The organism is Enterococcus sp. AZ071 (genome assembly GCF_050499065.1).
Lineage (GTDB): Bacteria > Bacillota > Bacilli > Lactobacillales > Enterococcaceae > Enterococcus_A > Enterococcus_A ferrettii.
Genome location: NZ_JBIPAS010000001.1, coordinates 2049064 through 2064950 on the forward strand (window position 1 = coordinate 2049064; position 15887 = coordinate 2064950).

General features: G+C 41.3%; 11 protein-coding genes. 3 read left to right on the top strand and 8 right to left on the bottom strand.

What is annotated here, in order from left to right:
- Window positions 1-52: 52 nt before the first annotated feature.
- The 5 genes from IGI49_RS10125 to IGI49_RS10145 form a co-directional block, all read right to left on the bottom strand.
- Window positions 53-280: a CsbD family protein gene (locus IGI49_RS10125; RefSeq protein ID WP_429964377.1), complete on the bottom strand. Its 228-nt coding sequence runs from the start codon at window positions 278-280 to the stop codon at window positions 53-55.
- Window positions 281-335: 55 nt separating this feature from the next.
- Window positions 336-938: an alpha/beta hydrolase gene (locus tag IGI49_RS10130; RefSeq protein ID WP_429964378.1), complete on the bottom strand. Its 603-nt coding sequence runs from the start codon at window positions 936-938 to the stop codon at window positions 336-338.
- Between the two features lie 80 nt (window positions 939-1018).
- Window positions 1019-1339, bottom strand: a complete 321-nt coding sequence (locus IGI49_RS10135; RefSeq protein ID WP_207704142.1) for a DsrE/DsrF/TusD sulfur relay family protein — start codon at window positions 1337-1339, stop codon at window positions 1019-1021.
- A gap of 136 nt (window positions 1340-1475) precedes the next feature.
- Window positions 1476-5960, bottom strand: coding sequence for a bacterial Ig-like domain-containing protein (locus tag IGI49_RS10140; RefSeq protein ID WP_429964379.1), 4485 nt, complete (start codon window positions 5958-5960; stop codon window positions 1476-1478).
- 84 nt (window positions 5961-6044) lie between these two features.
- The gene (locus tag IGI49_RS10145) at window positions 6045-6794 is read right to left on the bottom strand and encodes a winged helix-turn-helix domain-containing protein (protein WP_429964380.1); all 750 of its coding nucleotides are present in this window, start codon (window positions 6792-6794) and stop codon (window positions 6045-6047) included.
- Between the two features lie 499 nt (window positions 6795-7293).
- On the opposite strand from IGI49_RS10145, the gene IGI49_RS10150 reads away from it, so the two are divergent.
- Together IGI49_RS10150 and IGI49_RS10155 are read left to right on the top strand one after the other, a co-directional pair.
- The gene (locus IGI49_RS10150; protein ID WP_429964381.1) at window positions 7294-8760 is read left to right on the top strand and encodes a helix-turn-helix domain-containing protein; all 1467 of its coding nucleotides are present in this window, start codon (window positions 7294-7296) and stop codon (window positions 8758-8760) included.
- A gap of 388 nt (window positions 8761-9148) precedes the next feature.
- On the top strand, window positions 9149-10039 hold the full coding sequence (locus IGI49_RS10155) for a GH25 family lysozyme (RefSeq protein ID WP_429964382.1): 891 nt from the start codon (window positions 9149-9151) through the stop codon (window positions 10037-10039).
- An 18-nt stretch (window positions 10040-10057) separates the two neighbouring features.
- On the opposite strand, the gene IGI49_RS10160 is transcribed toward IGI49_RS10155, so the two are convergent.
- The 3 genes from IGI49_RS10160 to IGI49_RS10170 form a co-directional block, all read right to left on the bottom strand.
- Window positions 10058-10396, bottom strand: a complete 339-nt coding sequence (locus tag IGI49_RS10160) for a hypothetical protein (RefSeq protein ID WP_429964383.1) — start codon at window positions 10394-10396, stop codon at window positions 10058-10060.
- Between the two features lie 74 nt (window positions 10397-10470).
- Window positions 10471-13443 carry a beta-galactosidase subunit alpha gene (gene ebgA / locus IGI49_RS10165; RefSeq protein WP_429964384.1) on the bottom strand — a complete coding sequence of 991 codons (2973 nt, stop codon included), beginning with the start codon at window positions 13441-13443 and terminating at the stop codon, window positions 10471-10473.
- The gene (locus IGI49_RS10170) at window positions 13436-14914 is read right to left on the bottom strand and encodes an amino acid permease (protein WP_207704135.1); all 1479 of its coding nucleotides are present in this window, start codon (window positions 14912-14914) and stop codon (window positions 13436-13438) included. Before IGI49_RS10170 ends, ebgA begins: the two co-directional genes overlap by 8 nt.
- A 131-nt stretch (window positions 14915-15045) precedes the next feature.
- Between IGI49_RS10170 and IGI49_RS10175 the strand changes: the two genes are divergently transcribed.
- On the top strand, window positions 15046-15876 hold the full coding sequence (locus IGI49_RS10175; protein ID WP_207704134.1) for an AraC family transcriptional regulator: 831 nt from the start codon (window positions 15046-15048) through the stop codon (window positions 15874-15876).
- Window positions 15877-15887 lie beyond the last annotated feature (11 nt).

Genomic DNA, 15887 nt, shown 5'->3' on the forward strand with positions numbered 1-15887 from the left:
TTCTTTACCCACAAAAAAACTGACCATCCGTTAGGATCGTCAGTCAGTAATTTTAATCTTCTTTTTTCTTGCTGAACTTTTCTTTTAACTTGTGGCCTTCTTCTTTGATCTCATCACCTAGGTGGCGAGCATCATTCTTAAGGTCAGCACCAAGGGATTGGCCTTTGCCTTTTAGCTCTTGGCTTTTGTCTCCTCTGACTTTGCCAGCAGTTTCGTTGGCTTTACCCTTTGTTTTGTCTTTTGCATCTTTTATTTCTTTGCTTGTGTCTGTCATAATCATGACCTCCTCTTTAGTTAAGAGTAGGCATTATTAACGCTTTTTGCAACTAATCTGCTTACATCCCTGCTAACCAATTACGGGCAGACTGCAGTTCTTCCATATTAATTTGGTGACCCGCACTTGTTTTTTCAACAGTTACATTTCCATTGCGTTTTTGGAAGGCCGTGACCAGCTCATCAAAGGACTCTTGACTAACAATTGGGTCACGATCGCCGCCGTAAGACAGCCAGACCTGTTTATCGGATAAATCAAAGGTCTTCGTATGGACCTCTAAAGACATTGGATGGAAAAACAGGCCTTTTTTCAAGGGTGTTTCCCGCTCCAATAATAAATGAGCCGCAATATTGGCACCATTGGAATATCCAACAAGTATCCAATCCTCCATGGCTACACCTTTGTCCTTACTCTCATTCTCAATCGCAGATAGCAGCTTGTCCGTTTCTTCTTCCAAACTCTCGAAATCAAATTGATTTAAGCCATTGCGTTTGAAAAAGCGATTCATGCCCTCTTCTTGGATTTCGCCGCGAAAAGAGAGAATACGGCCGCTGCCATCTAAAAAGCGGGCGATATCTACTAATGAACGTTCGTCGCCACCTGTTCCGTGAAGCAACAGTAAATTCTTGCCACCAGCTTGTCCGGCATCGTATAAAGCTTTCATCGTTCATCCTCCTTACTTACTTTTTATAAGTTAAAGGTAGCATGTTCAATAGCTGATAGCAAAGAATCTGTTTGAGACACTTAAAAAGTAACGACCTTATCTGCCCACTCCACCATTTCCACACAATCAAACATTGTAGAAATCGGACAGCTGGTCTGATCCTCCAATTGTCGTGATTTTAGACAAGTACCGCAGGCTAACAGCTCTCCACCGTTTTCTTCCAGCTTTTTCATTTCAGCCGGTACATCATATTCTTCATCAACAATCGCTTCAACTTCCACCGCTTCACCCATTAGAAAGAATTTGACTTCGTGCTGCTTTTTCAAGCTGGCAACCCCAAAGCGGAAGGCGTTCCAAGCTTTCTCGTGTTCTTTCGTTTCTAGAATAATGGCTAGTTTCATCGTTTTTCATTCCTCCAACTCTCATTTACTACTGTCTTGGTAAAGTTTCTCACTAGCTATAGTATAGTAGTTTGTAGAATTTAAACAAGAGCTCTCGGTTCTGAAAAACAATGAGCTGCTTCAATCAACTATCCATTTATTTTGTTTTCTTCCGCCACCAAAGATAGCCAGCGGCAGCTATACAAACAATCCCTAAAGCGTACAACCAGGTTTGACTCTTTTCTCCCGTTTTAGGAAGCGTCTGGCTGTTGGCTGGCGTTACTTTTCGAATTGCTGTATTCGTTGGACCTGCTGTATTTGCTGAACCTACTGAATCTGATGAATCTGTAGAATCTTTATCCTTCGTTCCAGTAGAGTTATCCGTCTTCTCGTCGTCCTTTTTCTTCTCAACTACCTTAATCTTGGCCGTCGCGCTTACTGTTTTTTCGGTAGCTAGGAGTTTTTGCAAAAGATTCTCACTAAATTTACCCGTCTGTGCAATGGTGTACGTTACTTCATACACTCCTACTTTATTGGTATCTACTTCACCTTTTGATCGGACATCTTTGAAATTAATTGCTTTGCCATCACGATCGGCAGCTGACACAAAATTATCGGCTGGTTGCCATCCATCACCAACATAGATCGTTGAATCTGCTACAGAGAGACTTGCTAAATTGTCTTTTACCACAATCGTTGCAACTGCACTAGCTGTTCCATTACTATAGGTAACCTTGTAAGTACCAGCCTTTTCTGGATCAACCGTGCCTGCTACCACCACTTGATTGAATTCAACCGAACTGCCATCTTTAGCAGCTGCTGACACAAAGTTATCAGCTGCCTCCCAGGCATCTCCTACATAAATTGTCGAATCCTTCACTGCAATCGTTTCGTGCTCGTCTACCACCGTTATTGTCGCTGTTGCACTCTTTGCACCATTTTGATAGATCACTTCATAGCTGCCGACTTTGCTGGTATCCACAGCACCCTTGATCGTCAATTGATCCAAGTCAACCGACTCTCCGGCCTGATTCGTGGCACTGACAAAGTTATCAGCAGCCGTCCATTTATCCCCCACATGAATGGTAGAATCTTTTACTTCCACACTTGTCTGATCCGCTATGACTGTTACAATCGCAACCGCTTGTGCAGAGTTGTAGGAATAAGTAATTTCGTACTGCCCCGGTTTATTTGTATCAACTGAACCAGCTGCTGAAACTTGACTAAAAGGAACGGCTGCTCCGGTTTTGTCTTTAGCCGAAACAAAATTATCCTCTGATTTCCACTGACTTCCAGCATAAATCGTCGAATCTTTAGCAGCTATCTGCTCTTGATTGTCTAGCACATGAATCATCGCAACTGCGCTCTTAGTCCCGTTTTTATAAGTCACTGGGTAATCTCCGGCAACTGCAGTATCCACAGTACCTTCAACAGTTAACTGATCCAAGGTCATTTCTTCGCCAGCCGTATTAGTCGCTGACACAAAGTTATCTGAAGCCGTCCAAGAATCCCCAGTATAAAGTGTTGAGTCTTTAGCAGCAACACTGCTAAAATCTGGCACAGGATCTAAATACACCAAAATCGTATTTTTCTCTTTGACCAGCTGAATTTCTTTGCCTTGAAGGTATTCGTCTGGAATTATATAACCAGCCGGTGCATTGGCCACATACAAATCGTATTTACCAGACATAATTTCATCAAACAAATAGCTGCCTGTTTCATCAGTAGTAAAGGTTAACGTCTGACCCGTCACCTTATCCACCAGCTTCAAGTCCACCTCAGAAATTGCTTTTGTTTTCTCATCAGAATCAAATACTTGGAATTCTGCTTGTGTTTTATAAACGATTCCTTCAGAATCACCAGCCGAAAACTTCAAGTTTAAAGTTGCTGTTTCAGCCGTACGAGATGCCTCGTTAAGCCCTTCGGTACTTTCAGAGCTGATTGTCGCTGCCGTCGAAACCTGTCCGGCATTTTGCGAAATCACATTATAGGTTATTTCGATATTTTGCGTTAAGGTATAGTCAGAAAAAATAAGCTTCGCCCCTGTGGCAGTTGCTTCAACCTGATAGCTTTCCTGAGAAACACCCGACACACGAATCGAGTTCAAATCAATCGACGCATTGGTATTGCCTTTGGTAAACAGTTCAATCGTCGGATTAACAACCTTTTTAGTCTTATCATCAATATTTTGCGTTTTAACCGTAGTAGTGGTCAGATTATTGACTTCAGGAACCGCACTTTGCGCTGCTTCAATAATTGTACTAGCTTTATTGGTTACTTGAGCAGTTGCGGTCAATTCTCGATCGTTATAAAGTGGATCCTTATTCCGTCCTTGAACCGCTACTGCTGGTCCATCACTCCAACCATTGGCATACTTCCACTCAATAATGTAACGCTTATTGGTATTACCAAAATCAAAGGTATACGTCTGACTCTCTTTATCATAAGCCACCTCTGGATAGCCTTCATCCTGTTCATTCATAGGATTCTTTAAAAACAATCCATAATACCAATATTGAGGGTAAACGCCTACTTCCTTATCATTGGATATATCGTAAATATTAAAAACGACGTCCGTTTTTTCTGGAGCTTTCGCTTGCACCACAAGATTCTCTCTAGTATCCTGTCGAGGATTCACCAAAAACTGGTTCTCTTTAGCCTGCAGCGTCGCTTCCGAATATTGCTTCCTTCCAGTAGTTACAGTGGTATTTATCGTTTCGTACCCATCAGCCTTAAGAGTTACTGGCAGTTTATCAATCGGAATTGCAACATTTACGGCTAGACTGTCGGGAACGTAGTTAAAGCCTAAATCAATCTGAACTGAATGCGTAATCGGGGTAGTAAATTTAATCACACTACCTTTTTCAGTTGGTGTAATCGTATAATCCTGTCCCAACTTGTAATAGAAGGAAACCTCAGGCACCTGCCGAAGCGTTAAATACTTCGGATGCTCAATGGCAATTTCTAGATTTTTAATTGGTGCACTAGTACTTCCTTCAACACCCACGGTAGTATCTGACATGTAGGCCCCATTTTCAGTGTAGTTCCCCCAGGCTGTTTCTACATTGTTAGGATTTAAAATAGAAATCGGCTGTACAAATGTATCCTCAACAATTTTAAAAGATTTTCCCTTTATTAATGGCGATTCCACATTGATAATGATGTCCTTACCATTGAAGGGAACCTTCACCCGAAACATTCCAATGCGCAACGTACTGTCTTTCTTCGCCGTTACAGTAGCGGTAGCACCATCCTTTTTCACATCAAAATATTCATCCACATTAACCATTTCAAAGGCACCTGTATTGGCTGTCAGTTGAATACTTTCAAACGCTTGACCATTTTGACTCGTTAAAATAATTTGCTCTCCAGCCTTCATTTTCGTAGGAGTCTGGTGAATATAGAGGGAATAATCCCCTTTATTATACATGCTGCCAGACATCACTGAATCGTACGAGCGGTAATACACTTCTTTTTGATTTTTACTGCTTTTAGCAGTTAAGGATAGACCACCATATTGAGCCGTGGTTCGCTTCAATTTAACTGAACCAAAGCCAGTTGTAGGATAGCCCTTATTGTATGAATATGTATAATCTGTGACAGCTTCTAGTCCGGTTGTAAAATTATGCCGCACGCCGTATGCTTTCTGCTGATTCAGCTGATTAATTTCCACTGAGGTATCGTATAAGGTATTGCTGGTTAGCGTATAATCGCTGCCTTCACTTAGCAAATGCTCACTTTCCGGCAAGACATTTCCTTTAATATCAACATCGTATTCGTAAACACTTAAAGGTGCTTGCTCCTCTTTTTCAAATACTGCTCCTGGAGTATCTGTCAAGGAAAGGGTCAAGGTTTCCTGACCAGCTAAAGTCCGATCCAAATTGTAATAAACCGTACCGTTCAGCCCCATTACCGCTTTGGTTTCACTGTAGCGAATCGGATCGACAGTCTCATATAAATCAATCGGATAACTATTTTTTTGCTGACTATCAATTGCTACATCCACTAGCGGCTGGCTATCTGTATATAGGTAGCTTTTCAACTCTAATGAAAAGGTTGCATCCGTGATGCGTTGAGCAAATTGGATCGTCAAGGTCCGCGTCTCAGGTGATACCTGCCAGGTTGCTTCAAGATTCTTAATCGTGCCGCTTCCAGCTGAAAAACCTAAATGCTCCGGCAACGTCAGCTCATAAGTAGATCCTGGCGCATAATCCTGATCTTCAATCACAAAATCCAGCATCAACCGAACCGGTGTATTATTCAAGGTCCTTGTCCGTTCCGTTTGGCTATATTCGGTACCATCCATTGCTAGCAATGTTCCCTTAGCCAATAAAGAATCGGTAATCACACTGGTAGCCTTGGATGCTGCAGCAGATTTTGGAGTTGATGAACTTTCCGTCTCACTGCTGCTTGTTGTTTCTTCAGTCAAAGAAGCAGTAGTGGCAGCTGATTCTGGTACTTTTTCTGTCGTTGTCGCCTCTGGTATCGCAGCTGATGAATCCGTGGTACTAGGTAAAACCGACTCTGACTCTTGGCTCTCAGCTTTTGCTGGAACAGTTTCAGCAAAAACGACGGCCGTATTTATTAGATTGCCACCGATAAGAATAGCCAGCAATCCCGTTGTCAATAATTTTTTCTTCAATATTTCCTCTCCTTAAGAAAAGAGTAACGCAGGCGAATTTTCTAACCTGCGTTACTCTTTGTATTCTCTTATCCGTGACTCTTATTATCCAGCTAATTGACCTTCTGATTTTGCCAGTTGAATCAATTGCCAGAACTTGTCAGTAAAGGCATAGCCTTTTTTCCAATGGTTCTTGATGATTTCATCATGAATACCGACATCTTGGAACTTACCACGAATCTTTTTAACAATGTTAGACAATGAAGAAAGCTGAGAGTTTGTTAGCTCGTCTGACCAAATATGTTCGCAAATCGATTTTCGAGAAATCGTTTTGTTTTCTACGGATACTAAATAGTAGAAAACTTTTCTTTCATTGCTGGAAAGCTTACGCAATGCCCGCAAGAATTGTTCACCTTCTGCCAAATAAAATTGGTTCGGTGTGTTAATGCTGGAAGATCCATTAGTCATCTCTACTTGCGCTGTATTAGCAGATGAAGTGCGCTCCAGTTTCTCACGCAGCACTTCAAAGGTATCAGAAGCTTCGATCCAATCATCAATTTCCAATGATGCATATTGTTCCCGGTCTTGTTTATCCGGCAGGCACTCAACTTTTCTGAAGACTTTGATATCACTTGTATTCAAAACCTTCAAAATTTCTGCCATTTGATGATCCGAGATTGTCTCACTAATTATCACTACTGGGAAAAAATTAACGATATTCATCAAGAAGACTTTATTGTTTAATTGGTCAAAATCACAAAAAGTGCAGTATACTTCATGACTAAGACGTTGAATATTCTCCTGTAGATCTTGTTCATTTAAAACATTTCTAGTTAACACTAAAATTTTTTGCATTAAAAAATCTCCATTCCTTTGAATATATGGATGCTGTTTGCCTCGAACAACCCTTACTTATTCTAAATAAAATGCCAATTATTGGCTTCATTTCATATCTAAATGTATAATGTGAGTTTATTCCAAGAGCAATAAAAACCGAAAAACATTATTTATAACTTTCAGTTAATAAGTGACAGATTGTCAAGACAATCAACATCTAACAACATAAAATTAGTTCTATTCAACTCATTTTTCTTCATTATTTTATTTTTAACAGCAAAAACTAGTTTTTCATATGCTAATGAACCTTTTATTAGCTTATTCTAATACACTGATTCTTTTTGTATCTTCAAAAATTATTTTTTTAACCAATAGATACAAAATACCAAAAAATATTTTTCCTATTCGTTTCCATTATTTTTTTGTTATAATGGAGGTTAAAATTATCACTGATTCTTATATCCTTGTTCTAAATGGATATTCATCAAATACACATATTACTGAAGGAAGTGGACCTATGAAGCAATTATTATCGACAAAACATCAAGCTCAGCTACTCATCATGGAGGCTTTTTTAGAAAAGAATGAGATAACCATTGAAGAATTGGAGTCATTGACCGGCGCTTCTAAACAGACCATTCGCACTTATATTGATGAAGTAAAACAATCAACCGATTTTTTCTATATCCAAAAGGGGAAAGGTACCTATTTTCTTAGACGGAATAACCGTACCAACTATAGTACAATTTATCGCTATTTCTATCAGCAATCGATTCAGCTCCAATTGTTGGAGATCATTTTCCTGAATCCTTTTATTCAAACGAAGGAAATTGTTCAACGTTTTGGTATTAGCCGGTCTCAATGCAACCAATTACGTCACACCCTAAAGCAGGTTTGTGAATCCTATGGTTTTTCCTTGAGTGATTCTCCGTTTAGATTCCAGGGAGACTATCATAAAATTTGTGCTTTTTTCATTGCCTATATGTTCGAAAAGTATGATTTTTTAGATGACTATATTTCACCTAAGGAGAATCAACTATTGGATCAGCTTGTTCTAAGCTTCACCAATTTACCTCTAGTTGGCGGGCTTCAAGACAAGCAACGTCTTAAAACATGGATTTGGGTAATTATTAAGCTAAGCAAACATTTTCCAGAATTCCTAACACAGGAGTTTGATAATGCTGAAGAATTTAACCTTGTATTTAGCTATCAAGATTTCGAGGAGACCTTCTCTGTAAACTTTTCTGGCTATCTCAATGGCATCTTTTCACAACTGTACCAGTTTTTGGAGGAAACGATCACGATGCCCGAATTGGTTAGAAAAAAGAGCTCGATCATTACCTTTTTCGAAACCTTGTATGCCCTATTTGATTGCCCGCATTCTTTTGACGATAACCGTGTCATTGACGTAGCTCTTTTGCTTTATGTAGGACCTAATTATATTTTGAACAAGAAAAAACAGCGCTTTGTCCTAAATTTTTTCGAACAAAACAGCTGTTTCTCAAAAGAACTTTCTGAGAAGCTTTACCAGGAAATTCTGCACTTACGAACGGCCATCGGAAATGATGGATTGTTTTATGAATTAATGTACTCACTATTGATCAATCAAACCACCTTAACACGGTTAATCAATGAGCATCAGGAAAAGAAACGGGTTGGCGTTTTGTATACCTATGATAAAGAACACAGCGAACTATTTTCTTATCAGTTGAACAACTCCTTTACGAATAATCTGGCTTTTGAAGTAATTGATTATGATGAGTTTTGCAATGCACCTGATAATGAGGCCGAATTAAGCGATTTCGACTTTATTATCACCTGCTTAACCACCCTAAAGAAGGAAAATTGCATCGTGACAGATATCTTTCCGACGATTTCTGACATCAAGTATCTAAATGACTTAGTTGATCTTTCTATTCGCCAAAAATTCGAAAATGGATTAAAACGGGCCTTAGTTGACCCAATTCCAACTGTTAAGCTTTGATTATCAGGAGGTAGCTACTAGTGCAACCTCCTGCAAGTCTAGCTAGCTTCTTATTATACATAGACAAAAAAAGGCTACATTTCGGACTGACTCGCTTTCTCAGTCCGAAGAAATCAGCACCAGACTTACTATTCCTCCGCCTTCTTAAATCTCTGGAATTCTCTAACAAAAGCCCTTGATTTTATTACTAATCTCTTCAGGTCTTTATCCAACAGAACTAATTTTTGTTATAGTTGAAAAATTCGAATACCAACTTCGCTTGTATCAATAAATGAAGAACGAGGAGTTTACTCTTAAAGTATAATTATTGCAGTTGTTTTCTACCGGACCTTTCAGGCATGATTGGGTTAGCAAGCTTGCCAAATACCTGAAGGAAAGAAGAGAGAACATGACCCAACCAATTATTTTAGATATCAGCGAATGGCAGGTGCCGTCGCAAATGAACTACCAACAGCTGGCTGAACAGGTTGCTCACGTAATCGTCCGTGTACAATACGGCTCAGCTTATGAAGACAAGCATTACCGAACACACATTGAGAATTTCCAAGCCTTAGGTGTACCAGTCGCCGTCTATGCTTGGGTTCGAGGCGTCAACCACAATGACATGGAGGAAGAAGCTCGGATCTTCTACGAACGTGCTAAACAGTACAATCCAACCTTTTATTGGCTGGATGTTGAAGAACAATCCATGTCGGACATGCGCGGCGGCATAGAATGCTGTCGTCGCAAACTCAAAGATTTATCCGGTAAAAAAGTCGGGGCTTATATTGCCAATCACCTCTACAGCACCTTCAATCTAGTTACCGAGAATTTTGACGGTATTTGGCTGCCAACTTATGGCGCAAATACTGGCAGCTATCAAGGGGCGAATCCCACGGCAACCAATCACTACGATTTGCATCAATATACCTCGGTTGGCCGACTTGCAGGTTATGCAGGCGCTTTGGATTTAAACCGTTTGGCAGGCACGAAGCCGCTTAGCTACTTTACCGATGGCGCATCTACAGCTGCTCCATCACCTGCTCCAAGTTGGGGAACCGCGGAAAAAGGTATCTTTACCTTGAATACCGCGATTCATCTCCGAGCAGAACCTTCTGCTGATGCCCAAAGTTGGGCCGTACTGCCAGCAGGGGCTGAGGTTCATTACGATGCCTTTGCTCATCAAAACAGCTATGTCTGGATTCGGCAGCCGCGAGCAGATGGGAATATGGCCTATTTAGCAACGGGACCCTCGAATGGAACTATCCGAACTGGGGCAAGCTGGGGAAGCTTTCGCTAAACAAAAAAAGAGGGGCGTCTATTTCGACGTCTCCTCTTCTTCCAATAAATTTACCCGGATGAAGCCCCATTGTGTTGGCAAATAATAGCCATCCACTGTTTCATCCTTTAAACGACTTGAAATCAACGAACCCTTAATCTGATACAAAGCCGGTATTTCTGGATCAAGCGGTCCCAGCTTCTCCAGCAGCTCTTCCAAGTCATGCTTAGTCATCATAAAATAGACAAAGCTCGAATCCTTCAAACGTTCATAACTAATCGCACCCTCAAACGTCATCCTTGTCTTTAGCTCTTCTGGACTTAATGCTACCCCAATTGGTATTAAATTCAACCCTCGAAAGGAAAAACCCTCCGTCATCTGTACTCCCCCTATCAACAACTTACGAGTTCATTTTATCATAGTTGACGGAAAGATAGCGGAAGTTTTACCCTCTATTCAAAAGTAAAGCCAAAAGAAAAATCATCAAAGGTACAACGATATTTCTGCAACTGATCCTGTCCGCAGGCATTGCTGCCAAGACCATTTTGCTTATAATCCAAGTATAGGTAAGTCGCCTCGTCCTCTACCAGCTCATTGGTGTGCTTTGCCTTTTCCAAGGTTTTATCAGCAAAATGAGACACACTAAAGTTTAATTTGTCCGCTGCTTGAATTTTTATGGCTTGATTGTCGCCGTTTAACTCCAAATAGTCCATTTCCATTCGATTTCCATGCTCCTGCGGATACACATAAGGTACATACATTCCAGCCACCGTATCTTTAAACACCCCTGGATAAGCCGATTCACGAGAATCGCAATAATTTTCATGAGGGCCCAAGCCACGATACGTCACCGACTCATAGACTTTTGGCAAGACCATTTTAACTCCAATACGTGGAATCATTGCGGGTGCCTGATCTTTTCGACCAGTCGCAATGCCATCGATCATTACAGTCATCTTTCCATCGCCGAAAATAGTATAGCTTTGACGAATATCGAAATACCAAGAGCTGTTTGTCGTTCCCAAATATTTTTGGATTGTGATTACACATCGGTCCGACGTGGACTCATAACTAAAGTCAATTAACGTTTCATGCCATAAATTCATGAAATACTTGTTGTAGTATTCCTCAATCAGATACATGTCGTTATCGATCGGCGCTCGCCAGAAGTTCATCATTGGACCACTCAGCTGCTGATCATTTCGTTTAATAGTAAGCTCACCAAGCACTTTGTCAAAAATAAAGAGCCCATTATTCGTCGCTATCTGCAGGCTAGTTTGTTGCTCTTCAACCGCCACAGGTGCCTCCGTCGTTGATTTTAAAAGCTGAGGCTCTTGTACCTTCACTACTGAACGACTCAATTCAAAACCAGCTTCACACCATTTCGTCGCTTTTTTCGCTTGAGTAATTACATGCAAGGTAACCAGTTGTTCAGATCCTACATTAATTTTAGTCAGACAAGTGAAGGTTCCTCGTTGCTGTGGTTTAATTGCTGGTATAGTTAAAGCACCCACTTCAACTACTTCTCCTTCAACCTGCAGTTCATAATAAAAATCATACGCATCGGTAGCGGTGAATTCTAGATGATTGATCAGCTGATAGACTCCTGCCTGACGATTCACTACATTTAACTCAAACGGTTCGAAAATTTTCTTCAGCTCAATCAAGCTGGTAGAAACGGTCCGATCCGGCTGCAGCAGACCATCAATACAAAAATTACTATTATTCGGCACATCACCAAAGTCACCGCCGTATTTATAGTAGGTCTTTCCGGTATCATCAACCGATTGAATCCCTTGATCAAACCATTCCCAAATAAATCCACCCTGTAATTGATCATGTGTATAAAACAATTCTTGGTATTCCTTCAGATTTCCGGGACCATTGCCCATCGCATGCCCATACTCGCAAAGAATGTGGGGCTTTTGCGTCTTTTCAATCACTTCAGTCATGGTTAATTTTTCATCATGCTCCAGCCAAGTATACATAGTTGAATACACATCAGTAACCTCAGCCTCGAAATCCCCTTCATAGTGAACCAAACGTGTTGGATCGGTCGCCTTGGCAAAGGCTGCCATCGTCCGGAAATTATTCCCAAAACCCGATTCATTTCCCAGCGACCACATAAGAATCGAAGGATGGTTCTTATCGCGATGAATCATCCGTGACAGGCGATTCACATAGGCTGCTTCCCACTGAGGATTATTGGAAATCCAGTCGTAGTCGTTGGTCAACTCAAAACCGTGACACTCCAAATCCGTTTCATCAATCACATACATACCGTATTCATCACACAAGTCATAAAAATAAGGAGCGTTAGGATAATGAGAAGTTCGAACGGCATTGATATTATGCTGCTTCATCAATTGGATATCACTTTCGATACTTTCTCGAGTTACCACTCGTCCATTCTCAGGACTATAATCGTGCCGATTCACCCCTTTTAGAATGATTGGCTGCCCGTTGAATAAGAATTGCTTCCCTTGGACCTCCACTCGACGAAACCCTATGTTCAATGGAATATATTCAACTAAACCTTCCTGCAGCACTTCAATTTCAAGCAAATACAAGGTAGGTGTCTCAGCTGACCAAAACTTCACGGCTTCCAACTCTTCCTGAAGCACTTCACCAGCTGATAATGTTTTCTCCATAACTAGTTCATCAGCCAAGCTTAGCCGATAACGAATCGTTTGTTCCTCAACAGACGAAAGCTGCGGAGTCACCATTAACTGACCTATTTGATACGTATCATCGGTAGTCGCGACTACCGTTAAATCATACACTCCAGCACGAGGAAGCGAATAGAATTCGACATCGCGGAAAATCCCGCTCAGCCACCACATGTCTTGATCCTCCAAATACGTTCCATCTGACCATTGGAAAACTCGAACCGTTAGCTGATTACTTCCAGACTGCACAAAGTCAGAAAGATCAAACTCACTTTGTAGCCGAGCGCCCTTGCTGTAGCCCACAAACGCCCCATTCACGTAAACCTCAAAAGCCGAATCCACGCCATTAAATTTCAGTAAATAGCGTTCATTGGCCTCTACCTCATTCAGCTCAAACGTTCGCCGATAAATCCCCGTAGGATTCTCCGTCGGTACTTTTGGCGGAATAATCGGAAAATTGTACCATAAATCTGAATAGTGCATCTTGCCATAGCCCTGCAGCTGCCAATTACTCGGAACCAGAATCGTATCCCACTGCTCCTCTTGGCAGTCCACTTGGTAGAAATCAACGGGGGAATACTCCGGAGCTGCTAAGAACAGAAAGCGCCAATCCCCATTCAAGCTTTGATAGTTTCGTGCCTGAGTGTAGCCCTGTTGCCCATCCTCTTGACTAAAATAACTATAATAATGCGCCCTTTCCGGCAAACGGTTGATATGATTCAGCTGATGATTTTCCCAGCGTTTTAAATTATGCATGCTCATTGGCTCCTTTTAATGCTTTATTCTTTTTTTCATAGCGTTGGTAACAAACCCAGGCAAAGCCCAAGAAGATGACAATTCCCAAGACATTGTAGGTTAAAACAAACAGTGGATTAGCTGAACCTTCAGCTACAACGCCCGTTTGCAAATAAGCCATAATTTCAAAAGGAGACGGGAAAGTCGAAATGAAGAAGGCCACCAAGAAAAAGCCCAAAATCAAACTACCTACAACAATCCCTGTTTTCCGACTTCCCATTTTAAAGCTTCTAGGCATGTCCTCTTTTTTCAAGCGCAGCACAATGTATGCAATCAACAAGAACAATACCGGAATCAATGAAGTCGCCGCTGTCATATTGATTAGCGTCTGCAGCAACGTATCCACCGAACCAATTCCTAAAGCCGGAATAATCAACAATACCGTTACAACAATCGCTTGAACCAGTAACGCATTGGTTGGATTCCCTTCCTCATTGGTTTTAGTCATCCATTTCCCGAAGATCCCTTCAGGAATTTCCGAAAACAAAACCTTCACTGGAGCCGCTGTCCACAACACCAAAGAACCCAAGGCACTAAACAGCATAATCAACCCCACAATATTTGTCACAATGTTGCCAATCCCAAAGTGATGGCCTAAAATTGTGAAAGCTTCAAACAACCCATTCGAATAGTTATTAGCTAAGGTTTCCTGCGGTACCACTAATCCTACTGCCACACAACCTAAGCAATATATTAAACCGATAGATAAAGTCGTAATTAACATCGTCCGCACAAATACTTTGTTTCCACCACGGACATCCTTAATGTAGACACCCACGCTTTCTGCACCGCCTACTGCCTGAAGAATCCAAGCCATCGTCATGAAAAAAGTCCAGTTAAATTTCGGTGCCACAGACTGAGCAGTGAAGGTTTGGGCAGCCGGCTCCCCTAAAAAGGTCACCACAATAAAGGCTAAGACAATAAAACCAATTCCCAATAATAACCGCGCCACTCCCGACACACTGGTAATAATCGAAATCCAGCTAACCCCTTTAATCGATACATAAGTCGCCAACCAGAAAAGGACGATCGATACTAACGAAATGATCAATGTCGCCTGGTTTCCCGCAAAAACATTCCGCCCCAAGAAAGTATAGGAAGCATAAATCAAAATTTGCGGCAGCAACGAAGTAAAGTAAAATAAATTAACAAAAAAGTACGACCAAGCACCTAAAAAGGCCCATTTCTCCCCTAAAGATGATTTAATCCAGCTGTGTACGCCTGATTCAGACTCACTATTGGCTGAAGCAAACTCCCCAATCATCAAACCAAATGGGAAAAAGTAACAAAGGGTCGCAAAGATATAAGCTGGAATCGAAGCCAGTCCAATGCTGATACTGTTGTTAATAATGTTGTTAAACGCAAACACTGCCGTAAACGTCATTAACAACAACGCAGCCGGACTTATTTTCTTCCGTGTCTCCATAATCATTCTCCTAACTGTAATTCGATAATCGGGGTCCGGACCCATTGATTACGCTTTCATAATAAATTATAATAAGACTACTTCCAAGGGGATTTTGTTGCTACTATATGTCATCATGTTGAATAAGGGGAGAAAATATGTTTAATTCTGTAGGAACCTTTCAAACGCAAGAACTACTTAGCCAAGAGCTGACTCTTTTTGAATGCGGATTTGAAGATGTCAAACCACGCGAACCATATCAATACGAAAAAATTGATTACTACCTGATTCACTTTATCTTAGAAGGCGAGGGCCTGTTTTTTATTAACGACGAAGTTCACCGACTTTCCGCTGGCGAAGGCTTTGTCATTCCCCCCGATACCAAAAACAATTACTACCCGCTCTCAGGCAACCCCTGGAGCTACCGCTGGATCGGCATCCGCGGCAGCCAATGCGAAACCATCTTAAAAAAAGCCGGACTATTAGAAGGCAGCTTCACGTATAAATACAACCACCTCGAAACTATTGACACGTTGTTTAAAGCCATTTACGACTTTGCCGAAAGCAATCAGCTCTACGGAGCCCACGCAAAAATTTACGAATTTTTCAATTGCCTGATTGCCCAAAACGAAGAACTCCTGCGCTTCTCCACCAGTGAAGGAGAGAAATATGTTCTCAACGCCATGGACATTATTAAGCAACATTACGCCAATAACGAATTACAAATTACCGACATCTGTGACCAAATCAAAATCGAACGCAGCTACCTTTTCAAACTGTTCAAACGATATATTACCACCAGCCCGCAGCAATACCTGATCCAATTCCGCTTAAACAAAGCAAGCGAGCTGCTGCGAAAAACCAATTATTCAATCGAAGAAGTCGCCCAGCTTACCGGCTTCTCCAGCTATTCCCACTTCTCAAAAATCTTCAGCAAATACAAAGGCTACTCTCCCCATAAGTTTCGCTTACGCTATCGCGTCCATTAAAAAGAAAAGGT

Coding starts and splice junctions, on each gene's coding strand:
- ebgA (WP_429964384.1), bottom strand. CDS start 13,443: ATGCATAATTTAAAACGCTGGGAAAATCATCAGCTGAATCATATCAAC.
- IGI49_RS10150 (WP_429964381.1), top strand. CDS start 7,294: ATGAAGCAATTATTATCGACAAAACATCAAGCTCAGCTACTCATCATG.
- IGI49_RS10170 (WP_207704135.1), bottom strand. CDS start 14,914: ATGATTATGGAGACACGGAAGAAAATAAGTCCGGCTGCGTTGTTGTTA.
- IGI49_RS10160 (WP_429964383.1), bottom strand. CDS start 10,396: ATGACGGAGGGTTTTTCCTTTCGAGGGTTGAATTTAATACCAATTGGG.
- IGI49_RS10155 (WP_429964382.1), top strand. CDS start 9,149: ATGACCCAACCAATTATTTTAGATATCAGCGAATGGCAGGTGCCGTCG.
- IGI49_RS10175 (WP_207704134.1), top strand. CDS start 15,046: ATGTTTAATTCTGTAGGAACCTTTCAAACGCAAGAACTACTTAGCCAA.
- IGI49_RS10125 (WP_429964377.1), bottom strand. CDS start 280: ATGATTATGACAGACACAAGCAAAGAAATAAAAGATGCAAAAGACAAA.
- IGI49_RS10135 (WP_207704142.1), bottom strand. CDS start 1,339: ATGAAACTAGCCATTATTCTAGAAACGAAAGAACACGAGAAAGCTTGG.
- IGI49_RS10145 (WP_429964380.1), bottom strand. CDS start 6,794: ATGCAAAAAATTTTAGTGTTAACTAGAAATGTTTTAAATGAACAAGAT.
- IGI49_RS10130 (WP_429964378.1), bottom strand. CDS start 938: ATGAAAGCTTTATACGATGCCGGACAAGCTGGTGGCAAGAATTTACTG.